The sequence below is a fragment of the Streptomyces sp. NPDC006208 genome (assembly GCF_040613775.1).
Lineage (GTDB): Bacteria > Actinomycetota > Actinomycetes > Streptomycetales > Streptomycetaceae > Streptomyces.
Map to the genome: position 1 here is coordinate 62,777 of NZ_JBEXSW010000029.1, position 18,140 is coordinate 80,916.

General features: G+C 72.9%; 8 protein-coding genes. 7 read left to right on the forward strand and 1 reads right to left on the reverse strand.

What is annotated here, in order from left to right; genetic code table 11:
* Positions 1-125: 125 nt before the first annotated feature.
* From ABZ208_RS23675 to ABZ208_RS23705, 7 genes are read left to right on the forward strand one after another with little or no spacing between them, the layout of a single operon-like run.
* The gene (locus ABZ208_RS23675; protein ID WP_356911483.1) at positions 126-6,794 is read left to right on the forward strand and encodes an SDR family NAD(P)-dependent oxidoreductase; all 6,669 of its coding nucleotides are present in this window, start codon (positions 126-128) and stop codon (positions 6,792-6,794) included.
* Positions 6,787-11,217, forward strand: a complete 4,431-nt coding sequence (locus tag ABZ208_RS23680; protein WP_356911446.1) for a beta-ketoacyl synthase N-terminal-like domain-containing protein — start codon at positions 6,787-6,789, stop codon at positions 11,215-11,217. Before ABZ208_RS23675 ends, ABZ208_RS23680 begins: the two co-directional genes overlap by 8 nt.
* Entirely contained in the window at positions 11,214-11,516 is a 303-nt protein-coding gene (locus tag ABZ208_RS23685) for an acyl carrier protein (protein WP_356911447.1), read from the forward strand. The genes ABZ208_RS23680 and ABZ208_RS23685 overlap by 4 nt, the downstream gene beginning before the upstream one ends.
* Positions 11,517-11,523: 7 nt before the next feature.
* Complete coding sequence (locus tag ABZ208_RS23690) at positions 11,524-12,339, forward strand: alpha/beta fold hydrolase (RefSeq protein ID WP_356911448.1); 816 nt, start codon at positions 11,524-11,526, stop codon at positions 12,337-12,339.
* On the forward strand, positions 12,336-13,505 hold the full coding sequence (locus tag ABZ208_RS23695; RefSeq protein WP_356911449.1) for a glycosyltransferase: 1,170 nt from the start codon (positions 12,336-12,338) through the stop codon (positions 13,503-13,505). Before ABZ208_RS23690 ends, ABZ208_RS23695 begins: the two co-directional genes overlap by 4 nt.
* Positions 13,502-15,361 carry a class I SAM-dependent methyltransferase gene (locus ABZ208_RS23700; RefSeq protein ID WP_356911450.1) on the forward strand — a complete coding sequence of 620 codons (1,860 nt, stop codon included), beginning with the start codon at positions 13,502-13,504 and terminating at the stop codon, positions 15,359-15,361. Before ABZ208_RS23695 ends, ABZ208_RS23700 begins: the two co-directional genes overlap by 4 nt.
* Before the next feature lie 5 nt (positions 15,362-15,366).
* Positions 15,367-16,263, forward strand: coding sequence for a galactokinase (locus tag ABZ208_RS23705; protein WP_356911451.1), 897 nt, complete (start codon positions 15,367-15,369; stop codon positions 16,261-16,263).
* 752 nt (positions 16,264-17,015) lie between these two features.
* Here ABZ208_RS23705 and ABZ208_RS23710 read toward each other — a convergent pair.
* Positions 17,016-17,564 (reverse strand): GNAT family N-acetyltransferase, encoded by a 549-nt coding sequence (locus tag ABZ208_RS23710; protein WP_356911452.1) that lies wholly within the window; start codon positions 17,562-17,564, stop codon positions 17,016-17,018.
* Positions 17,565-18,140 lie beyond the last annotated feature (576 nt).

Consider the following 18,140-nt stretch of genomic DNA (forward strand, 5'->3'; position numbering starts at 1 on the left):
GCTCGCTCCCTCGCCCGGCCCTGCTCGGAACCCAAGGAGAGCCCGTGATCCCTCACCCCACCCTCCGGCACGCCGTACGGGATCTCGTCGTCGTGGTGAACCCGTTCGAGGAGCCCGACGCGCGGATGGTCGCGGCCGCGGAACGTGCCGGCGCGCTGGGCATGCTCGACCTCGGCAGGGATCGTGAACGGGCGCGGGCCGCGATGGACTCACTGCGGGGACGGGGGTACGGCGTACGCATACCGGCCGGATGTCTCGTTGCACCGGACGAACTGCCCGACACAGTGGACACCGTCCTGCTCGCCGCAGAGCACTGGCGTACCGGAACGACAAGGTGGGGGGCGCGCACGGCCACGCGCAGGGTATGGGCCGAGGTCGTCGACGTCGCCGAGGCCCGTGCCGCCGTCACCGCCGGAGCGTCCGGACTCGTCGCCAAGGGACACGAGGCGGGCGGCCGCGTCGGCGAACTGACCACCTTTGTCCTGCTCCAACTACTCCTTGCTGACCCGGAGTTGACGGTGCCGATCCATGCGGCAGGGGGCATCGGAACGCACACGGCCGCCGCAGCCGTCGCGGGCGGGGCCGCCGGCGTCGTACTCGACACCCAGCTCGCGCTCACCACCGAAGGCGCGAACGGACTGCCCGCCGACGTCAAGGCCGCGATCCGGGCCATGGACGGCAGCGAAACCACCGTCGTCGGGGGCCACCGCATCTACACCCGCCCCGATCTGGCACCCGTTCGAGGCGAAGTCGCCGAACAGCTCGGCGCCCGCGGTCTGCGCATCCAGCCGCTGCCCGTCGGCCAGGACGGAGCCGCCGCCGCCCGGCTCGCCGCGCGCCACCGCACCACCGGCTCCGTCGTACAGGCGGTGCGAGCGGCCATCAACGGCCACCTCGAAGCGGCCGTACGGGCCCGTCCGCTCCAGCCTCGCCCCGGCGAAGGCCATCTGCCCGTCGCCCAAGGGCCCATGACCCGCGTCAGCGACCGGCCCGCCTTCGCCTGCGCCGTGGCCCAGGCGGGCGGGCTGCCCTTTGTCGCGCTGGCCGTGATGAACGGCCCCGACGTACATGAACTGCTCACCGAGACCGCCGCACGCCTGGCCGGCCGCGACTGGGGCGTCGGCCTGCTCGCCTTCGCGCCCGACGAACTGCGCCGCGAACAGCTCGCCGCCGTCGCCGACGCCCGACCCCCGTACGCGATCATCGCCGGCGGTCGGCCCGCGCAGGCCGCCGAGCTGGAGGCCGCAGGCACCCGGACCTATCTGCATGTGCCCTCACCAGGACTGCTGGAGCAGTTTCTCGCCGAAGGCGCGCGGCGGTTCGTCTTCGAAGGGCTGGAGTGCGGCGGCCACATCGGCCCGCGCGCCGCCTTCCCGCTCTGGGAGGAGCAGATCGACCGGCTGCTCGCCTGCCCGTACGCCGCCGACCTCGACGTGCTGTTCGCCGGCGGCATCCACGACGAGCGGTCCGCCGCGATGGCCATGACGGCCGCAGGCCCGCTGGCCGAGCGCGGAGCCCGGACAGGGGTCCTCATGGGCACCGCCTATCTGTTCACCGAGGATGCCGTCACCGCCGGAGCCGTCCTGCCCGGCTTCCAGCAGGAAGCCATCGGCTGCGAGGCCACCACGCTGCTGCACACCTCCCCGGGCCATGCGACCCGGTGCGCCACCACGCCGTACGTCGACGCCTTCACCGCCACCGCGGAACGGCTGCGGCAGGACGGCGCGAGCCAGAGTGAGATCTGGGCCGAACTGGAGAAGCTCAACCTCGGACGGCTGCGGCTCGCCAGCAAGGGCCTGCGCCGCACCGAGACGGGACTCGTGCCGGTGGACGACGCCGTGCAGCGCGATGAGGGCCTGTACATGCTCGGCCAGATCGCCACCGCACGCACCGCCGTCACCACCGTCACCGAACTGCACACCCAGGTCACCGACGGCGCAACACGGCTGCTGGAAGAGCGACTCGAGGAGCTGCGAGCGGGCGCGCCGACGTCCGGGCCCGAGGAACCGCTGGACATCGCCGTCGTCGGCATGGCCTGCCGCTATCCCGGCGCGGACGACCTCGCCGCGTACTGGTCCAACATCGTCGCCGGCACCGACTCCGTCACCGAAGTCCCGGCCGACCGCTGGGACCCCGAGATCCACTACGACCCCGACCCGGCACGCGCGGGGGAGCGCACCCCGTCACGGTGGGGCGGGTTCCTGCCGGCCGCACCGTTCGACGCGCTCGCGCACGGCATCGCACCCGCCTCACTCGGCAGCATCGAGCCGGTGCAGCTGCTCGCACTCGACATAGCCGCCCGCGCACTCGCCGACGCCGGATACGCGGGCCGGCGGCAGTTCGACCGCTCCCGCACCTCCGTCGTCTTCGGCGCCGAAGCGGGAACGGACCTCGCCGGAGCGTACGGCTTCCGCGCCCTGCACCCCAGCTACTTCGGCCAACTGCCGCCCGAACTCGACGAGCAGTTACCCAAGCTGACCGAGGACTCCTTCCCCGGAGTCCTCGCGAACGTGATCGCCGGGCGCGTCGCCAACCGACTCGACCTCGGCGGCGCCAACTGCACCATCGACGCCGCCTGCGCGTCCTCGCTCGCCGCACTCGACCTGGCCTGCAAGCAACTGCGCGACGGTGACAGCGACATGGTGCTCTGCGGCGGCGCCGATGTGCACAACGGCATCAACGACTACCTGATGTTCGCCTCCGTACGCGCCCTGTCGCCCACCGGCCGCTGCCGGCCCTTCGACGCATCCGCCGACGGCATCGCACTCGGCGAAGGCGTCGCCTGCGTCGTACTCAAACGCCTCGCGGACGCCGAACGCGACGGCGACCGCATCTACGCCGTCGTGAAGGCCGTCGGCTCGTCCAGCGACGGACGATCCCTCGGCCTCACCGCGCCCCGGCCGGAAGGACAGCGACGGGCTCTGGAACGCGCCTACCGGCGCGCGGGAATCGCACCCGCCGAGATCGGCCTGGTGGAAGCGCACGGCACCGGAACCGTCGTCGGCGACAGCACCGAACTGGGGGTCCTCACCGAGGTCTTCGCAGACTCCGGGACGGGTTCCTGCTCGCTCGGATCCGTCAAGTCGCAGCTCGGCCACACCAAATGCGCGGCGGGCCTGGCCGGGCTGATCAAGGCGGCACGGGCCGTGCACTCCGGCGTACGGCCGCCGACGCTGCATCTGGCCGGCCCCAACCCCGACTGGAAGCCCGACGCCAGCCCGTTCTTCTTCGACACCGAGGCCAGGCCGTGGACGGCGCCCCCGGGAAAGCGGCTCGCGGGCGTCAGCGCCTTCGGCTTCGGCGGCACCAACTACCACGCGGTGCTTTCCGGTCATGAGGACGGACCCTATGGCGGCGGCGAGCCCGAGCACGGCCTGGACGCCTGGCCCGCCGAGCTGTTCTGCTTCCGCGGAGCCGACCGGGACGCCGCGCTCGGCGCCATCGACCGCCTCGCCGCGCGACTGGAGCAGAACGACGCGGCCGGCCGGCCCTGGCCCCTGCGCGACCTCGCCGCGGAGACCTCGCGCGGCGAGGGAGCCGTCCGGATCGCGGTCGTCGCCACGGGCCTGGACGACCTGCCCGCGAAGCTGGACCGGGCCCGGACTCTCGCGTCCGGCGACGGCGTCTACGTGCAGGACGCCGCGCCCGCTTCCGGCGGCCGGTCCGCCTTCCTCTTCCCCGGCCAGGGGAGCCAGCGCCCGGGCATGCTGAACGACCTGTTCATCGCCTTTCCCCACCTGCGCGGGCTGCTGTACGAGGCGGATCCACACCTCGCGGCCGCGATGTTCCCGCCCGCCGCCTTCACCCCCGAGGAGCGCGCCGCCCAGCGCGCCGCTGTCACGGACACCCGCACCGCCCAGCCCGCCCTCGGCATCGCGGGCACCGCCGCTCACCAGTTGCTCACCTCCCTCGGCATACGTCCCGACTGCACCGCGGGCCACTCGTACGGCGAACTTGTCGCGCTCTGGGCCGCCGGCGCGTACGACACCGAGACGCTGCTGCGGCTCAGTGACCGGCGGGCCCATGCGATCCTCGCCGCGGCAGGAGACGACCCGGGAGCGATGGCAGCGGTGTCCGCTGCGCCGAGCGAGCTGCTCGAACTGCCGCCCGGATGCGTCCTCGCCAACCACAACGCACCGGCTCAGAGCGTCATCTCCGGCCCGACCGCGGCGGTCGAGGCCGCCATCGGAGCGCTGCGAGACGCGGGGATCAGGGCCGAACGCATCCCGGTCGCCTGCGCGTTCCACAGCGAGGTCGTCGCGGCGGCAGCGGATGCGCTGGCTTCCGAGCTGGCCGCCGCGTCCGTCACGGAGCCCGCCATCCCTGTGTGGTCCAACACGACTGCGAGCCCCTATCCGGTCGAGGCGCCGTCCGTACGGGCGCTCCTGGCGCGTCAACTCGCCGAACCCGTGCGATTCGCCGAGCAGATCGAAGCGATGTACGCCTCGGGCGTGCGGACCTTTGTGGAGGCCGGGCCGGGTCGGGTGCTCACGGGCCTCGTCGGCCGCATTCTGGGCGACCGGCCGCACATCGCGGTGCCGATCGACATCGCGGGCGAACACGGCCTCACGCGCCTGCTGAACGCGCTGGGCGAACTCGCCGCCGCCGGGGTCCGGTTCGACCCGGAGCCCTTGTTCGCCGGCCGCGCCTCCGCCCTGCCGGCTGAGCCGCCCCGCCGAGCCGGATGGCTGGTCGACGGCCACCTCGTCCGCACGGCGGACGGCGTTCCGGTCGCGGGTGGACTGCTCCCGGCACGGCGGGTGACCCCGGTTCGTCCGGCGGCGGAGGCCGCGGACCGGCGTGAGGACGCAGTACTGGAGTACCTGCGTGGGGCACGGGAACTGGTGGCTGCGCAACGGGACGTACTGCTGGGGTACTTGGGCGCTGAGGCCGCTCCCAGAGCTGTGTCGGAGCCGCTGCCGGAGCCGCAGGCGGTTCCTGCGCCAGTGCGGGCCGACTCCGAGGAGCCCGCTGCCGGTCAACCTCCTCTGACGCCCGATCAACTCCTGGACGCCGTCCTGGAAATCGTCCACATCAGGACCGGATACCCGAGGGAGATGCTCGACCCGACGCTGGATCTGGAGGCCGACCTCTCGGTCGACTCCATCAAGCGAGTGGAGATCATCGGCGCGCTGGCCGACCGGATCGGGCTGCCGCGGGGAACGGACGGCCCGGCGAATTCGGCCGTCGAGGAACTGTCCCGGCTGAAGACGATCGGCGGGATCGTCAAGTGGATCGTGACACGGGACGCGGCGGCGGAAGCCGTGTCGGCCGACGGGCCGGTGCGCGCCGCAGGGCCCCCGGCCCCCGAGGAAGCGGCGACGGCCCCGGTGCCGCTGCCGAACCGGCTGGTCGTCGAGGTCGCCCCCATCGGGCCGGCCGACACCCGCGACCCCGCCGACGTACTCCCCGGACTGCGGCTCGCCGTCGTCGACGACGGGCTCGGTGTCGCCGCCGCCCTCGCCGCCGCGCTGGAGTCCCATGGCGCAGAGGTGCGCACACTCCACCCGGACCGGCTCGCGGACGCTGCAGGAGCAGACGGCGTCGTGGACCTCAGCGCCCTGCGACCCACCCCCGCGCCTGTGCTTCCGGAGAACTTCGCCGCGCTGCGCGACATTCTGACCGCAGGAACGCACCGGCTCCTGCTCGTCACCGGCCGCGGCGGCGACTTCGGCCGGACCGGCTCGCCCGACCCCGTCCCCGGCGCCGGACTGTACGGCTTCGTCCGTACCGCGGTGATCGAGTACCCCGGCACCGCAGTACGCGCCGTCGACGTCGACCCCAAGGACCGCCCCGAGCGGATCGCCGCCCATCTCATCGCCGAACTGTGCGCCGCCGAGGAGCCGTTGGTCATCGGCTACACCAACGGCACCCGCAACACGCTGCGGACCGTGTCCGCGCCCCTGCCGGTCACCGAAGCGATGCCACCGCTCCCGATCGGCCGTGACGCGGTCGTCCTCCTCACCGGGGGAGCCCGTGGCATCACCGCCCGTACGGCCCTCGCCCTCGCCGAGGCGACCGGCTGCCACATCGAAGTCGTCGGCCGCACCTCACGGCCCGACGACGCCGAGGATCCGGCCGTCGCCCACGCCCACGACCGCGTGTCCCTGCGTGCCGCCCTGTTCGGGAAGGGACTGCGCACACCCGCCGAAATCGAGGACGCAGCGACCCGCATCCTCGCCGCGCGTGAGGTGCGGGCCACGCTTGCCGCCCTCAACAGCACAGCCGCCTCGGTGTGCTACCACGTCGCCGACGTGACCGACGCCGAAGCCGTACGCGCCGTCGTGCACGACATCCGTACCCGCCACGGCCGTCTCGACGGCATCGTGCACGGCGCCGGAACCATCGAGGACCGCCGGCTCGCCGACAAGGACCCGGCATCCTTCGCGCGGGTCTTCGCCACCAAGGTCGACGGCGCCCGCCACCTCGCCCACGCCGCCGCCGACCACGGCGAGGATCCGGCCCCCGCCTTCCTCGCTCTCTTCGGCAGCGTCGCCGGTGTCTTCGGCAACCGCGGCCAGGCCGACTACGCGGCCGCCAACGAAGCCCTGGACACGCTCGCCACCACCCCCGCCTGGTCACGCCGGTTCCCAGGCCGTGTGCTGAGTGTCGACTGGGGCCCGTGGGCAGCCGAGGCCGGCGGCATGGTCACACCCGAACTGGAACGGATGTACACGAGCCGCGGAATCCCGGTCCTCGTTCCGGCAGCCGGAACTGCGGCGTTCCTCGCCGAACTGGCGCACGGCACCGAGGGGCAGGTCGTGCTCATGGCGGGGGAGCCCTCCCATGGCTGACGGCGGGCCACGCCCGACCGACGCCGCCATCGTCGGCATGGGCGCGGTCTTCCCCGGCGCCGGGGACCTGGCCGCCTACCGGCGCAATCTCTTCGCCGGCACCGACGCGATCGGCGATGTGCCGCCCGACCGCTGGGACCCCGAGGTCTACTACGACCCGGGCGCGTCAGAGGGCCTCGCCCGCAGCGACCACTTCTACTGCAGGCGCGGCGGATTCATCGACGACCTCACCGCGTTCGATCCGACCCGCTTCGGCATCATGCCCGCGGCCGTGGCGGGCGCGGAGCCCGACCAGCTGCTCGCGCTGCGCGTCATCGCCGAGGCCGTGGCCGACGCGGGAGGCGAGGAGCGGCTGCCTGCCGACCGTTCCCGCATCGGCGTGATCCTCGGCCGCGGCGGTTTCATGGGCGTCGCCACCGCCCGCCTCGACCAGCGCGTGCGCACCGCCCATCAGCTCGCCGCGACCCTGCGGGAACTCGCACCCGAACTCGGCGACGAGCGGATCGCCGCCGTACGCGAGGCCTTCCAGGCCGGGCTCGGGCCCGAACAGCCGGAGGCGTCCATCGGCCTCGTGCCGAGCTTCACCGCGGCCAGGGCCGCCAACCGGCTCGACTTCCGGGGCCCCGCCTACACCCTCGACGCCGCCTGCGCGTCGTCGCTGATCGCCGTCGAGCAGGCGGTCGGTCTGCTGGCGAGCGGGAGTTGCGACGTGGTGGCCGCCGGAGCCGTGCACCACTGCCATATCGCTACGCTCTGGAGCGTTTTCACCCAGTTGCGGGCGCTGAGCCCGAGCCAGCACATCCGCCCGTTCGACCGCCGCGCCGACGGCACGCTGTTGTCCGAGGGCACCGGAGTCGTACTCCTCAAACGCCTGGCCGATGCCGAGCGCGACGGCGACCGCGTCTATGCCGTCGTACGGGGAGTGGGCGTCGCGGGCGACGGCCGGGCCGCGAGCCTGATGAGCCCGCTGGTCGACGGCCAGGTCCGCGCTCTGCGGAAGGCCTGGTCGCAGGCCGGCCTCGACCCGACAGCGCCCGACGCGCTGGGTCTGCTCGAGGCGCACGGCACCGGAACGCCGGTGGGGGACGAGGCCGAACTCGCCACGCTCGCGGAGGTGTTCGGGCGGCGTACTCCAGGCGCCGAACCGGTGGCGATGGGCTCGGTGAAGTCGATGCTCGGCCACACCATGCAGGCGTCGGGTATGGCCGGGCTGATCAAGGCGGTGCTCGCGGTGCACCACGGGACGCTGCCGCCGACCCTCCATCTGGAGGAGCCGCACGAGGGCTTTGCCGGGACACGGATGCGTCCGGTGACGGAGGCGGAGCCCTGGCGGCGGGGGAGCGGGCCGCGGCGGGCGGGGGTGAACGCGTTCGGGTTCGGCGGGATCAACGCGCATGTGGTGCTGGAGGAGGCACCGGGAGCGGTCGTCCCGGCCGGCCGTGTCCGACGGCCCGTATCGGCCGATGTCACGCTGTTGGCCGCCGCGACTCCTGCCGAACTCGGCCGTCTGGTCGAGGCGATGCCTGGAGAAGTCATGCCGTCGTCGGCCGGACCCTGCCGCCTCGCCGTCCTCGGACTGACCCCCAAGCGCCAGGCGCTGGCCGCGGCGGTCGTGGCTCGTGGCAGGCCGTGGCGCGGTCGCGGTGGCGTCTGGTTCACCCCCAGCCCGCTGCTCGCGCGCGACGGCCGGCTGGCGTTCGTCTTCCCGGGCCTGGAGCCGGACTTCGCGCCGTGCGTCGCCGACGTCGCCGACCACTTCGGCCTGCCACGGCCCGCCCTGACCGACGGTGGCACGCTGGTGGAGCGAGCGGTGGACGCCATCGCCGTCGGCCGGTTCTTCGCCCGCGTCCTGCCCGAACTCGGCATAGAGGCCGATCTGTTGGCGGGCCACAGCTTGGGGGAATGGACCGCCATGGTGGTCGCCGGGATGTATCCGCAGCGGGCCGTCGACACGTTCCTCGACTCGCTGCGGCCGGGTGATCTCGACGTTCCGGATCTGGTGTACGCGGCCATCGGCTGCGGATCCCGGCAGGCCGCCGAGGTGCTGGACGGCCTGGACGGGGTGGCCGTCAGCCACGACAACTGCCCCCACCAGTCGGTGCTCTGCGGAGAGCCCCGCCCTGTGGGGGAAGCGCTGCGGCGGCTGGCCGGGCAGGGTGTGCTCACACAGGAGCTACCGTTCCGTTCGGGCTTTCACACGCCGATGTGGGCGCCGTACCTCGACCAGGTCCGCGCCGCGTTCGGCCGCCTGCCGCTGAGGCCCGCGCCGGTGCCGGTCTGGTCGGCGACCACGGTCGCGCCGTACCCCGCCGACGAGCGCGAGGTGCGGGATGTGGTGCTCCGCCATCTGCTGGAGCCGGTGCGCTTCCGGGAGCTGACAAGCCGCCTGTACGCGGAGGGCGTGCGCGCCTTCGTCCAGCTGGGCCCGGGCAGCCTCCCGGGCTTCGTCTCGGACACCCTGCACGGCCGCCCCCACCTGGCGGTCTCGGCGGGTGCGTCCCGGGGAGACACCGGACTCGCCCAACTCCGCGCGCTGGCGGCGGCGTTGTGGACGGAGGGTCTGGACGTTCGCTGGGACACTCTGGTCGAGCGCGAGCCGGAGTCTGGTGCCGTGACGAGCACCGAGCCGGTGGCGCCGACGGCTGCAGCCGCCACCGCGAAGCCTGTCGGCCCCGCGCCCCGCTCCCTACCCCTCGATCTCGGCTCGCCCCTCATCCGTCTCGGTGCCGCCGCGCCTCCGCTCCAACTGGCCGGAGTGCCCCGGACCGTCCGCACGCACCTCGCCGATCGGCCGAGACTGCAGTTGGCCCTCGACGCCGTGCTCGACGAGGCCGAAGACGCGGCGCGCGCCGTCGCCGACGGCTGGCGTACCCCGCCCGCGTCCGGGGCCACCACCCGACGGCTGTCCCTCGACACCATGCCCTACGTCCGCGATCACTGCGTCTACCTCCAGCCCGACGCCTGGCCCGAGCCTTCCGACCGCTTCCCCGTCGTCCCCATGACCACCCTGCTCGACCTTGCCGCGGACGCCGCCCTCGAAGCGGCCCCGCAGACCACCGTGACCGGTTTCGACGACGTACGAGCTCTGCGCTGGCTGCCCGTCGCGCCCCCCGTCGACGCGGAGTTCACCGTCACTCCAGAAGCCGGCGGGCGCGTACGCGTGGAGATCGGCGGGTGCGCGAGCGTCACCGTCATCCTCGGAGCCCGCCACCCCTCCCCTCCCGCACCCGATCCTTCCGCACTCACCCGCGAAGGCCCGGCCCCCGTCAGCGCCGAGGCCCTCTACCGCGACCGGTGGATGTTCCACGGTCCCGGCTTCGCCGGTGTCCACGAGGTGTCCGCCGTCGCCGACGACGGCATTCGCGGGGTGCTGCGCGCCCTGCCCGCGCCCGGCGCGCTGCTCGACGCGGCCGGTCAACTCCTCGGCCACTGGATGCAGTTGCGGCTGCCGGTCGACCGGCTGGTGTTCCCCGCGTCGCTGGAGCGGGTCAGCCTGTACGGACCGGTGCCCCGCGACGGCTCGCTGATCCGCGCCACCGCCCGCATCCGCTCCGTGCGGCCGGACGCCGTGCAGGGCGACGTGGAGCTCGTCCGCGCGGACGGCACCGTACTGGCCCGGATGGACGGCTGGACGTACCGGCGCTTCGCCGCCGACGAGCGGGTGTGGCCGATGAAGTTCACGCCGGAGATCTGCGGCATCGGCGAGCCGCAGCCCGGCGGCTGGTGTCTGGCCCGGCGTCGCTGGACCGATCCCGCCTCGCAGGAGCTGGTGATGCGGCGCTATCTCGGTGCCGCAGAGCGGGTGGCGTACGAGCAGCGCGCGCCGCGAGCCCGCGCGGCCTGGCTGCTCGGGCGGATCGCGGCGAAGGACGCCGTACGCCGGCTCCTCTGGGACCGTGGTGCCGGACCCCTGTTCCCCGTGGAGGTCACGGTCGGCAACGACGAGGCGGGCCGCCCGCACCCCGAGGGCCCGCTCACCGCCGGGCTGCGGCTCTCGCTGGCCCACAAGGACCGCCTCGCGGTGGCGTATGCCCACCCCACCCACGCCGTCGGCATCGACATCGAGACCGTCACCGAGGACCCCGCTGCTCTGAGCCGGATCGCGCTCACCGCCGACGAACGACGGCTCGCCGGACAGATCGCCGCCCGTGACCGACACGGCGAGGCGCATGCGCTCACCACGCTCTGGTGCGCAAAGGAAGCCGCGGCCAAGGCGGAGGGCACCGGCCTGGGGGGACGCCCTCGGCAGTGGACCGTCACAGCCGCAACGGCCGGACTGCGCGTGGTCTCTCCGGAGGGCCGCACCCATTGCGTACGAACCGAAACCCTGCACGACCTGTCCGGACCGGACACCGCACCCACCCCGCACGTCGTCGCCTGGACCGTACCCCCCACCCCCGACCCGGACGGAGCCCAGCCATGACATCCGACCCCGCAGCGATACGAATACTCGCCGAGATCACCGCCATGCTCGTGCAGACCGTCGGCGACGAGTTCCTCCTCGCCGAAGAGGTCACGTTCGGGACCACCTTCAACGAGGACCTGGCGCTGGAGAGCATCGAGTTCGTCGCGCTCGCCGAACTGCTCCAACAGCGTTACGGCGCCGCGGTGGACCTGATCTCCTTCCTGGCCGAGAAGGACATGGAGGAGATCCTGGCGCTGACGGTCGGCGACCTCGTGGCCCATATCTCCGGCACACCCGTGTCGGCTCCGGCCGGCTGAGCACGCGATGGCCGAGATCCTCGCCAACTCCCTGCGCTTCCATGTCCACCGGCTGCCGGCAGCCGACGCACCGGGTGAAGCGGGCGCGACCGCCGTCTTCCTCCACGGTCTGGTCGTCGACAACCTCTCCAGCTTCTACGCCACCCTCGCCGTCCCGGCCGCCCGTGCCGGGCACGACATCGTCCTGTACGACCTGCGCGGCCACGGCCGCACCGAACGCCCGCCCACCGGCTACGACACCGCCACGGCCGTTCAGGACCTGACCGCCCTGCTCGGTGCCCTCGGACTCGACACCCGCCCGGTGACCCTCGTCGGCAACAGCTACGGCGGCACGATCGCGCTGCGTACCGCACTGGCGCGGCCCGATCTCGTCGCCGGGCTGATCCTGATCGAGGCACCGCTCAGCGGCCCGTGGATCGAGAACATGCTGGACACGCTCTCCGTCGCCGCTCTCGACCTCGAAGGCAGCAAGGTACCGAAGGAACTCGCTTCGCTCGGAGCGCGCAAGGCGGCCCGGCTGACGGCGACCGCCGACGAACTCCTCAACCGGACGTCGCTGATCGACGACATCGGGGCGGGCCGGGTGTTCACGGCCGAGGACTTCGCGCAGCTGCGCTGTCCGGTGCTGGCCGTGTGTGGTGAGCACTCCGAACTCATCGCCGGTGCCCAGGAATTGGTCCGTCACGCACCCGACTGCACCGTCCGGGTCCTGCCCGGTCTGGGTCACGACGTACTGCAGGGCGGCACCGATGAGCTCCGCCGGGTCGTGCTCGACCGCCTGGCCGCTGCTGCCCGTCGACAGCCCGACGCGGTGACCGTATGAGGGCGCTGTTCGTCGTGCCGCCGCTCGCCGGGCACGTCAACCCAACCGTCGCCGTCGCCGCCGAACTCACCGCGCGCGGACACGAGGTCGCGTGGACCGGCCCCGCCGAGGTCCTGTCCGCGCTGCTGCCCGCCCACGTCACGCTCCTCCCGTCCGGCGACCACGCCGGACCCGGAGGCTATGGCGCGCTGCACGACCGCTGGCGCGATCTGCGCGGCGTCGCCGCACTGCGCTTCCTCTGGCAGGAGGCGTTGATCCCGCTCGCCCACGCGATGGTTCCCGGAGTGGAGGCGGCGGTCGACGCGTACGACCCCGATGTGCTCGTCGTCGACCAGCAGGCGCTGGCCGGGGCCTTGGTCGCGCGGCGGCGCGGACTGCCATGGGTGACATCCGCGACGACCACGGCCGAGTTCACCGGGCCGTTCGCCGGATTCCCGAAAGTGGGGGAGTGGGTGACGGACCGGATCGCCGGATTCCTGGCCGACTGCCGCGCGCCCGTCGACTGGGACCCGCGGTTCTCGGACCGGCTGGTCCTGATCTTCTCCACTCCTGAACTGGTCGGCGGGGACGGCGCGTTCCCCGAGCACCATGCCTGGGTGGGACCCGCCCTGGGCTCCCGTCCTTCCGATGCCGCGTCGTTCCCGTGGCACCGACTGGATCCCGTACGGCGCCGGGTGCTGGTCTCGCTCGGCACGCTCAACCGGGAGGCAGGCGGCCGCTTCTACGCCGCTGCCCTGAATGCCGTGGAACGGCTGGCCGAGCATGTGCAGCTGATCGTCGCAGCGCCCGCGGACGTGGTCGGCGAGGTGCGCGAGGACCATGTCCTGCTCCAGGAGTACGTTCCCCAACTCGCCCTGCTGCCGCATCTCGACGCCGTGATCTCTCACGGCGGACACAACACCGTCTGCGAGACGCTCGCCCATGGTCTGCCGCTGGTCGTCGCGCCGGTCCGGGACGACCAGCCGATCATCGCCCAGCAGGTCGCGGCTGCCGGGGCCGGAGTCCGGGTGCGCTTCGGCCGGCCTCGCGCCGACGAGATCCAGGCCGCGCTCACCGCGGTGCTCGACGATCCGGACCACCGGCGGGCCGCCCGCCGTATCCAGGCATCCTTCGCGGCGGCCGGCGGCGCCGCGGCCGCGGCCGACAGGTTGGAGAAGCTCACATGACACCGTCGCGTACCCGCCGCGTCCCCTGGACCGCCGCCGCCGTCCTGGCGGGCCTCACCGCGGGCACCGTGCGCGCCCGCCGCCGGCTGGCCGCCGTTCCTGTCCTGGACATGACCGTCGAGAGTCACCCCACGGACGGCTGGCACGTGATCGCGGCCCGGGGCGTCGAAGTCGACAAAGCGACCGTGAGTGCCGCAGTCGCCCACGCGGAACGTACCGGTCTCGAAGTCCTCGACCTGCTGCCGGGCAGCCTCGACGCCGAACGCGCGCTGGGCCTCCTGCGCCTGCTGGAGATCGGCGACGGGCGCTATGCCCGCACGGCGCAGCCGCGCGGTGCGGGACATGCCGTCCTGGTCGCGGAGGACGTCCGCACGCGCGCCGGAATCGAGACCGACGCCGGCCTCACCACCGCCGAAATGCACACTCTGCTCGGCCGGCTGAAGGACTACGCACCGGCCTCCACCGGCATCGCCGTCGCTCCGGGACTGGCCGTCCCGGCCCGTGAACCCGCCCGCCGGGCAGCGGAGTTACGCGCACAAGGGCTGCCGCCGGGCGTGGTGACCGCGGCCCAGCTGGCAGGTCTTGCCGTGCTGGCACGCGCGGCCGTCAAGGACGGCCGGTGGGGCGCGGCGGCGCTCGCGCTGTACTGGCTGCAGCCCTCGCTGATCCTGGGCCGCCCGGAGAGCCCGCTGCGACCGGCCGATCTGCCGCGCGCCACCGCGGCGCGGCCGCTGCACTCCGTCCACACCATGCTGCGAACGGCCACCAGCAGGGGCCCGTCCCAGTCCGGTCCGACTCCGGAAATGGAGGCGCTGCGACCCCTCTACGCGGCCGAACTCAAGGCCGGCACCGAGCGGTTCTTCGAACCGCGCCGCCCCGACTGCCCCTGGTGCGGCTCCGCCGACCTGTCCGTACGCACCCGGATGCCGGATCTGTTCCAGGCCAAGCCGGGCAGCTTCACCCTCGATGAGTGCGGGGTGTGCGGGCATGTGTTCCAGAACCCGCGCCTGTCCCTGGACGGACTCGACTTCTACTACCGCGACTTCTACGACGGCCTCAGCGTGAGCAGCGCGTCCCACGTGTTCGGCCGGATGAGCCGCTCGTATCTGGCCCGCGCGGAAATGCTCAAGCCGTACGGCACCCCGTCCGCCTGGCTCGATGTGGGCACCGGGCACGGTCACTTCTGCAACAGCGCGCGCGACGTCTGGCCCGACACGCGCTTCGACGGCCTCGACATGGCCGCGGAGGTGCGGGGCGCACAGGCCCGCGGCTGGATCGGAACGGCTCACTGCGGGCAGTTCCCCAAGCTGGCTGCCGGGCTGGTGCACCGCTACGACACGATCAGCATGTACCACTACCTGGAACACACCCGTGACCCGTTCGCCGAACTCGACGCCGCCGCCGAGGTGTTGCCGCCCGGTGGGCATCTTCTGATCGAACTCCCGGACCCCGAATCCCGCCTCGGCCGCATGCTCGGCCCGTACTGGCTGCCGTGGTTCCAGCCCCAGCACCAGCACCTGATCCCGGTCGGCAACCTCCGCGACGCGCTGGCCGACCGCGGGTTCACGGTGCTGGCCGAGGAACACGGCGCGGCCCACCAGTCCTGCGACTTCGTCGGCGCGGTCCTGCTCGCCGCGAACCGGATCGCGCCCAGTCCGTACGCCCCTTGGGGCCCGGGCAGCGCGACCCTGATCAGCCGGGCGATCCGCCGTGGCGTCTGGACGGCTTCGCTGCCGTGCTTTGCCGCCGCCGCTGTCCTGGACAAAGTCCGCGCGGCCACGGCCCGTGTCACCGACGGCGGCAACGCCTACCGTCTGCTGGCCCGCCGCACACCGACGCTCCACGAGCCGAGGTGACGGCGATGAGCCCCGAGCCGGTCGGGCCGCTCGGCATCGCCCGGCGGCACACCGCCGACCCCCTCTTCCGGCTGGTCGCCTACGCCCTGGAGGCCGCCCACGACCGGCCACCGGCCACCGTGTGGAGCGCTCCGCACGCCTTCCACCTCGGGTCACCGCGGCTTGTTGCCGCGGCCGGGTGGCCCGTGGCCGCCGCTGCCGCGCCGCGCGACGACGGGATCGTACGCCTGAGTTCCCTTGCCCATCCCGCGCACAGCTGCGAACTCCCGCTCACCGGACCGCCGCTGCCGCACCCCGAGTGGGCGGCTCGCACCTACGCCCTGCTGCGCGCCATGGCCGGCGCCGGATACGGCAGAGGCGGCCTCGATCTCCACATCCACTCCACGCTGACCGCCGCGACCGGGCTGTCCAGCGCCGAGCCGCTGGAGTGCGCCGTGGCGCTGGCGGTCGCCGATCTGCACGCCGGCCGCGCCGGACCACGGCTGCCGCGCGGCCGGCTGGCCGCCCTGGCCCGGGCGGCAGTCGCCGAAGGGGACGAAGTGCTGCGCGAGGCGGCGCTGTTCGCGCGGCCCGGACAAGCACTGATGCTCGGACGTGGCACTCGGCGCCGGGTCCGCTTCGACCCGGACGCGCATGGTTCGCGGCTGACGCTGCTGGTGACCCGTGGCGACGAGCCCGCGCCGGACGAGATCGAGCGCGCGGTGGCCTGCGCCCGGCGCGCCGGTGCGACGGCCGCCTGGTGGCCCGGGCGGCGGCCGGAGCGCAGCGCCATGGTCCTGCTGCCGCGGGAGCGGCTGACGGATGTACGTACCGCCGTGACCGAGGAGTTCCGCGACCGCGGGCTGCGCGTACCGCGGCTGGTGAACATCACCGTGGCGGGCGCGGCCCGCCGCGAGGAGTGAACGGCCGGCGCCGCCGTCGGGGTTCCACTTGCCCTGGATCAGGCCGTGGTCGCGGAAGAGGGTGAGGCCGTCGATGACAGTATCGGTGGCGATCTGGACGCGGCCGGATGGCCATGGCCGCCTTCGGGATCCATCAGCACCGGCTGCCGAACCGCCGTCCGATCTCCCGAAGGAAGTCGCAGAACGCATCAATCCGCGGCTGCGGCTGCAACGCTCGTGGCTGCCCCAGGTTGTCTCCTGATCTGTTCCGTAGAGCAACTCGCCTACGGTGGGACGGCCTTGACGTCGTTGAAGATGGCGGCTCAGCTCGACGAGCTGATATGGCAGTACGAAGACTTCATCTGCCCACCACGTGCAGAGGGTGCTGATGGATCGAATCAGGCGAGACCCATAGTGAGCAGGCTTGAGTCCGCGATCGATCGCCTGGCTCCGCCGAACAGCAGTTACGTGAAGCAACTCGACCTGCACCGCGGCGAGAGGCGCACCGGACCAGCTTGGGCTTTCGGCCGACACCCTCCGCCCGCCGACGCTCCCCGCCTCGGGCCTCGCGGAGTGCGGACTGCCGCACGGCCTCCCACCCACTGGCGAGCTCGGCTGACAACTCGCCGAAATGTGAGCGTGAGACACCGGACAGGGCAGGATGGGAACAGGCCGCACGAGCCCAGCTCAGCTTCACAACTCACCCAACCCGTCCGGCCCTTCTCCTGTCACGGCCCGACCGGGACGATCACCAAGTCCGCCGAGGCGTATGGCTACTCGGCCTGAGTCGCGTCTGCCGGGACCTCGAAGACGATCGCGAGCCCGTCGCGCTCGGTCCCCCGCTCGCCGACGCGCGTGAAACCGAAGCCCGCGATGGTGGCCAGGGAGGCGTTGTTGTCGGATCCGATAGTGGCCCGCACGGTCCTGACACCGGGTTCGGCGGCGGCCCTGGCGAGCAGCGCGGTCAGCATGGCGCGGGCATAGCCCTGGCGGCGGTACCTGGCCACGACGGTGTAGCCGACCTCGACCATGCCGGCCTCGTCCGGCGGCCCGTGGAACCCGGCGTCGCCGACGACGGCCCCGTCCGGCTCGGACACTGCGGCCCGCGTGATCCAGGGCGCGGCAGACGGGTCCTCGGCGAGCTGGTCAGCGCGATAGCCGAAGATCCTGCGGGCCCGGTCGCAGACGAAGTGTTCGTCAAGGGCGACCCCGGCCTCGGCGCTCCCGCCGGCGAGGTCACCGTCGGCAAGCGCCCGCAGCGCCTTTGCGCTGAGCTCGACGAAGCGAACGCGTTTAGCGATGGGGAGGAGTTCGTTATTCATCGCGGAGATGCTCGCCCAGCGCCAGAGGGCTGTCCACCGCTTTACAGCCTCGGCGGACGTCATGATCGTTCCGGTCGGGCCGTGACATGAGAAAGGCCCTGCGGCCGCCGTGATACCTACGCCGAGCCCCATCTCTGATCGCCTCACTCGTCTCCGACCGATCCGCGCAGCGGGCCACCGTTCACCCACCAGCCGAGCCGCCAGGCCGGCACGCCCGAAGCTCAATTTCCCCCAAGATCGGTAGTGCCAGGTCGCCGTGACGATGCCGTGCCGTCGCAGTACGGCGTTCTGGGGCAGGGGCGAGGGGGCGGGGCCTGGCATGTACCGGAACGTGGCGGCTCCTCGGCGGCGGTGGTCATGGGCAGCCCAGCGGCGGAGCAGATTCACGTACTCGTCCGCGAGGGCTTCGGCGTGCGGGCCGTGGGCGATCACGCCGCTCTCGAAGCCGCCGGTGTCCTCGTTCCGGTGCGGATCTGGAACGCCGTCACCGGCTCCCAGACCGCGGTCCTGACAGGCGGCCACACCCGCGAGGTGAACGAGGTTACGGTGTTCACCGGCCCCGGCGGTCGCACCCTC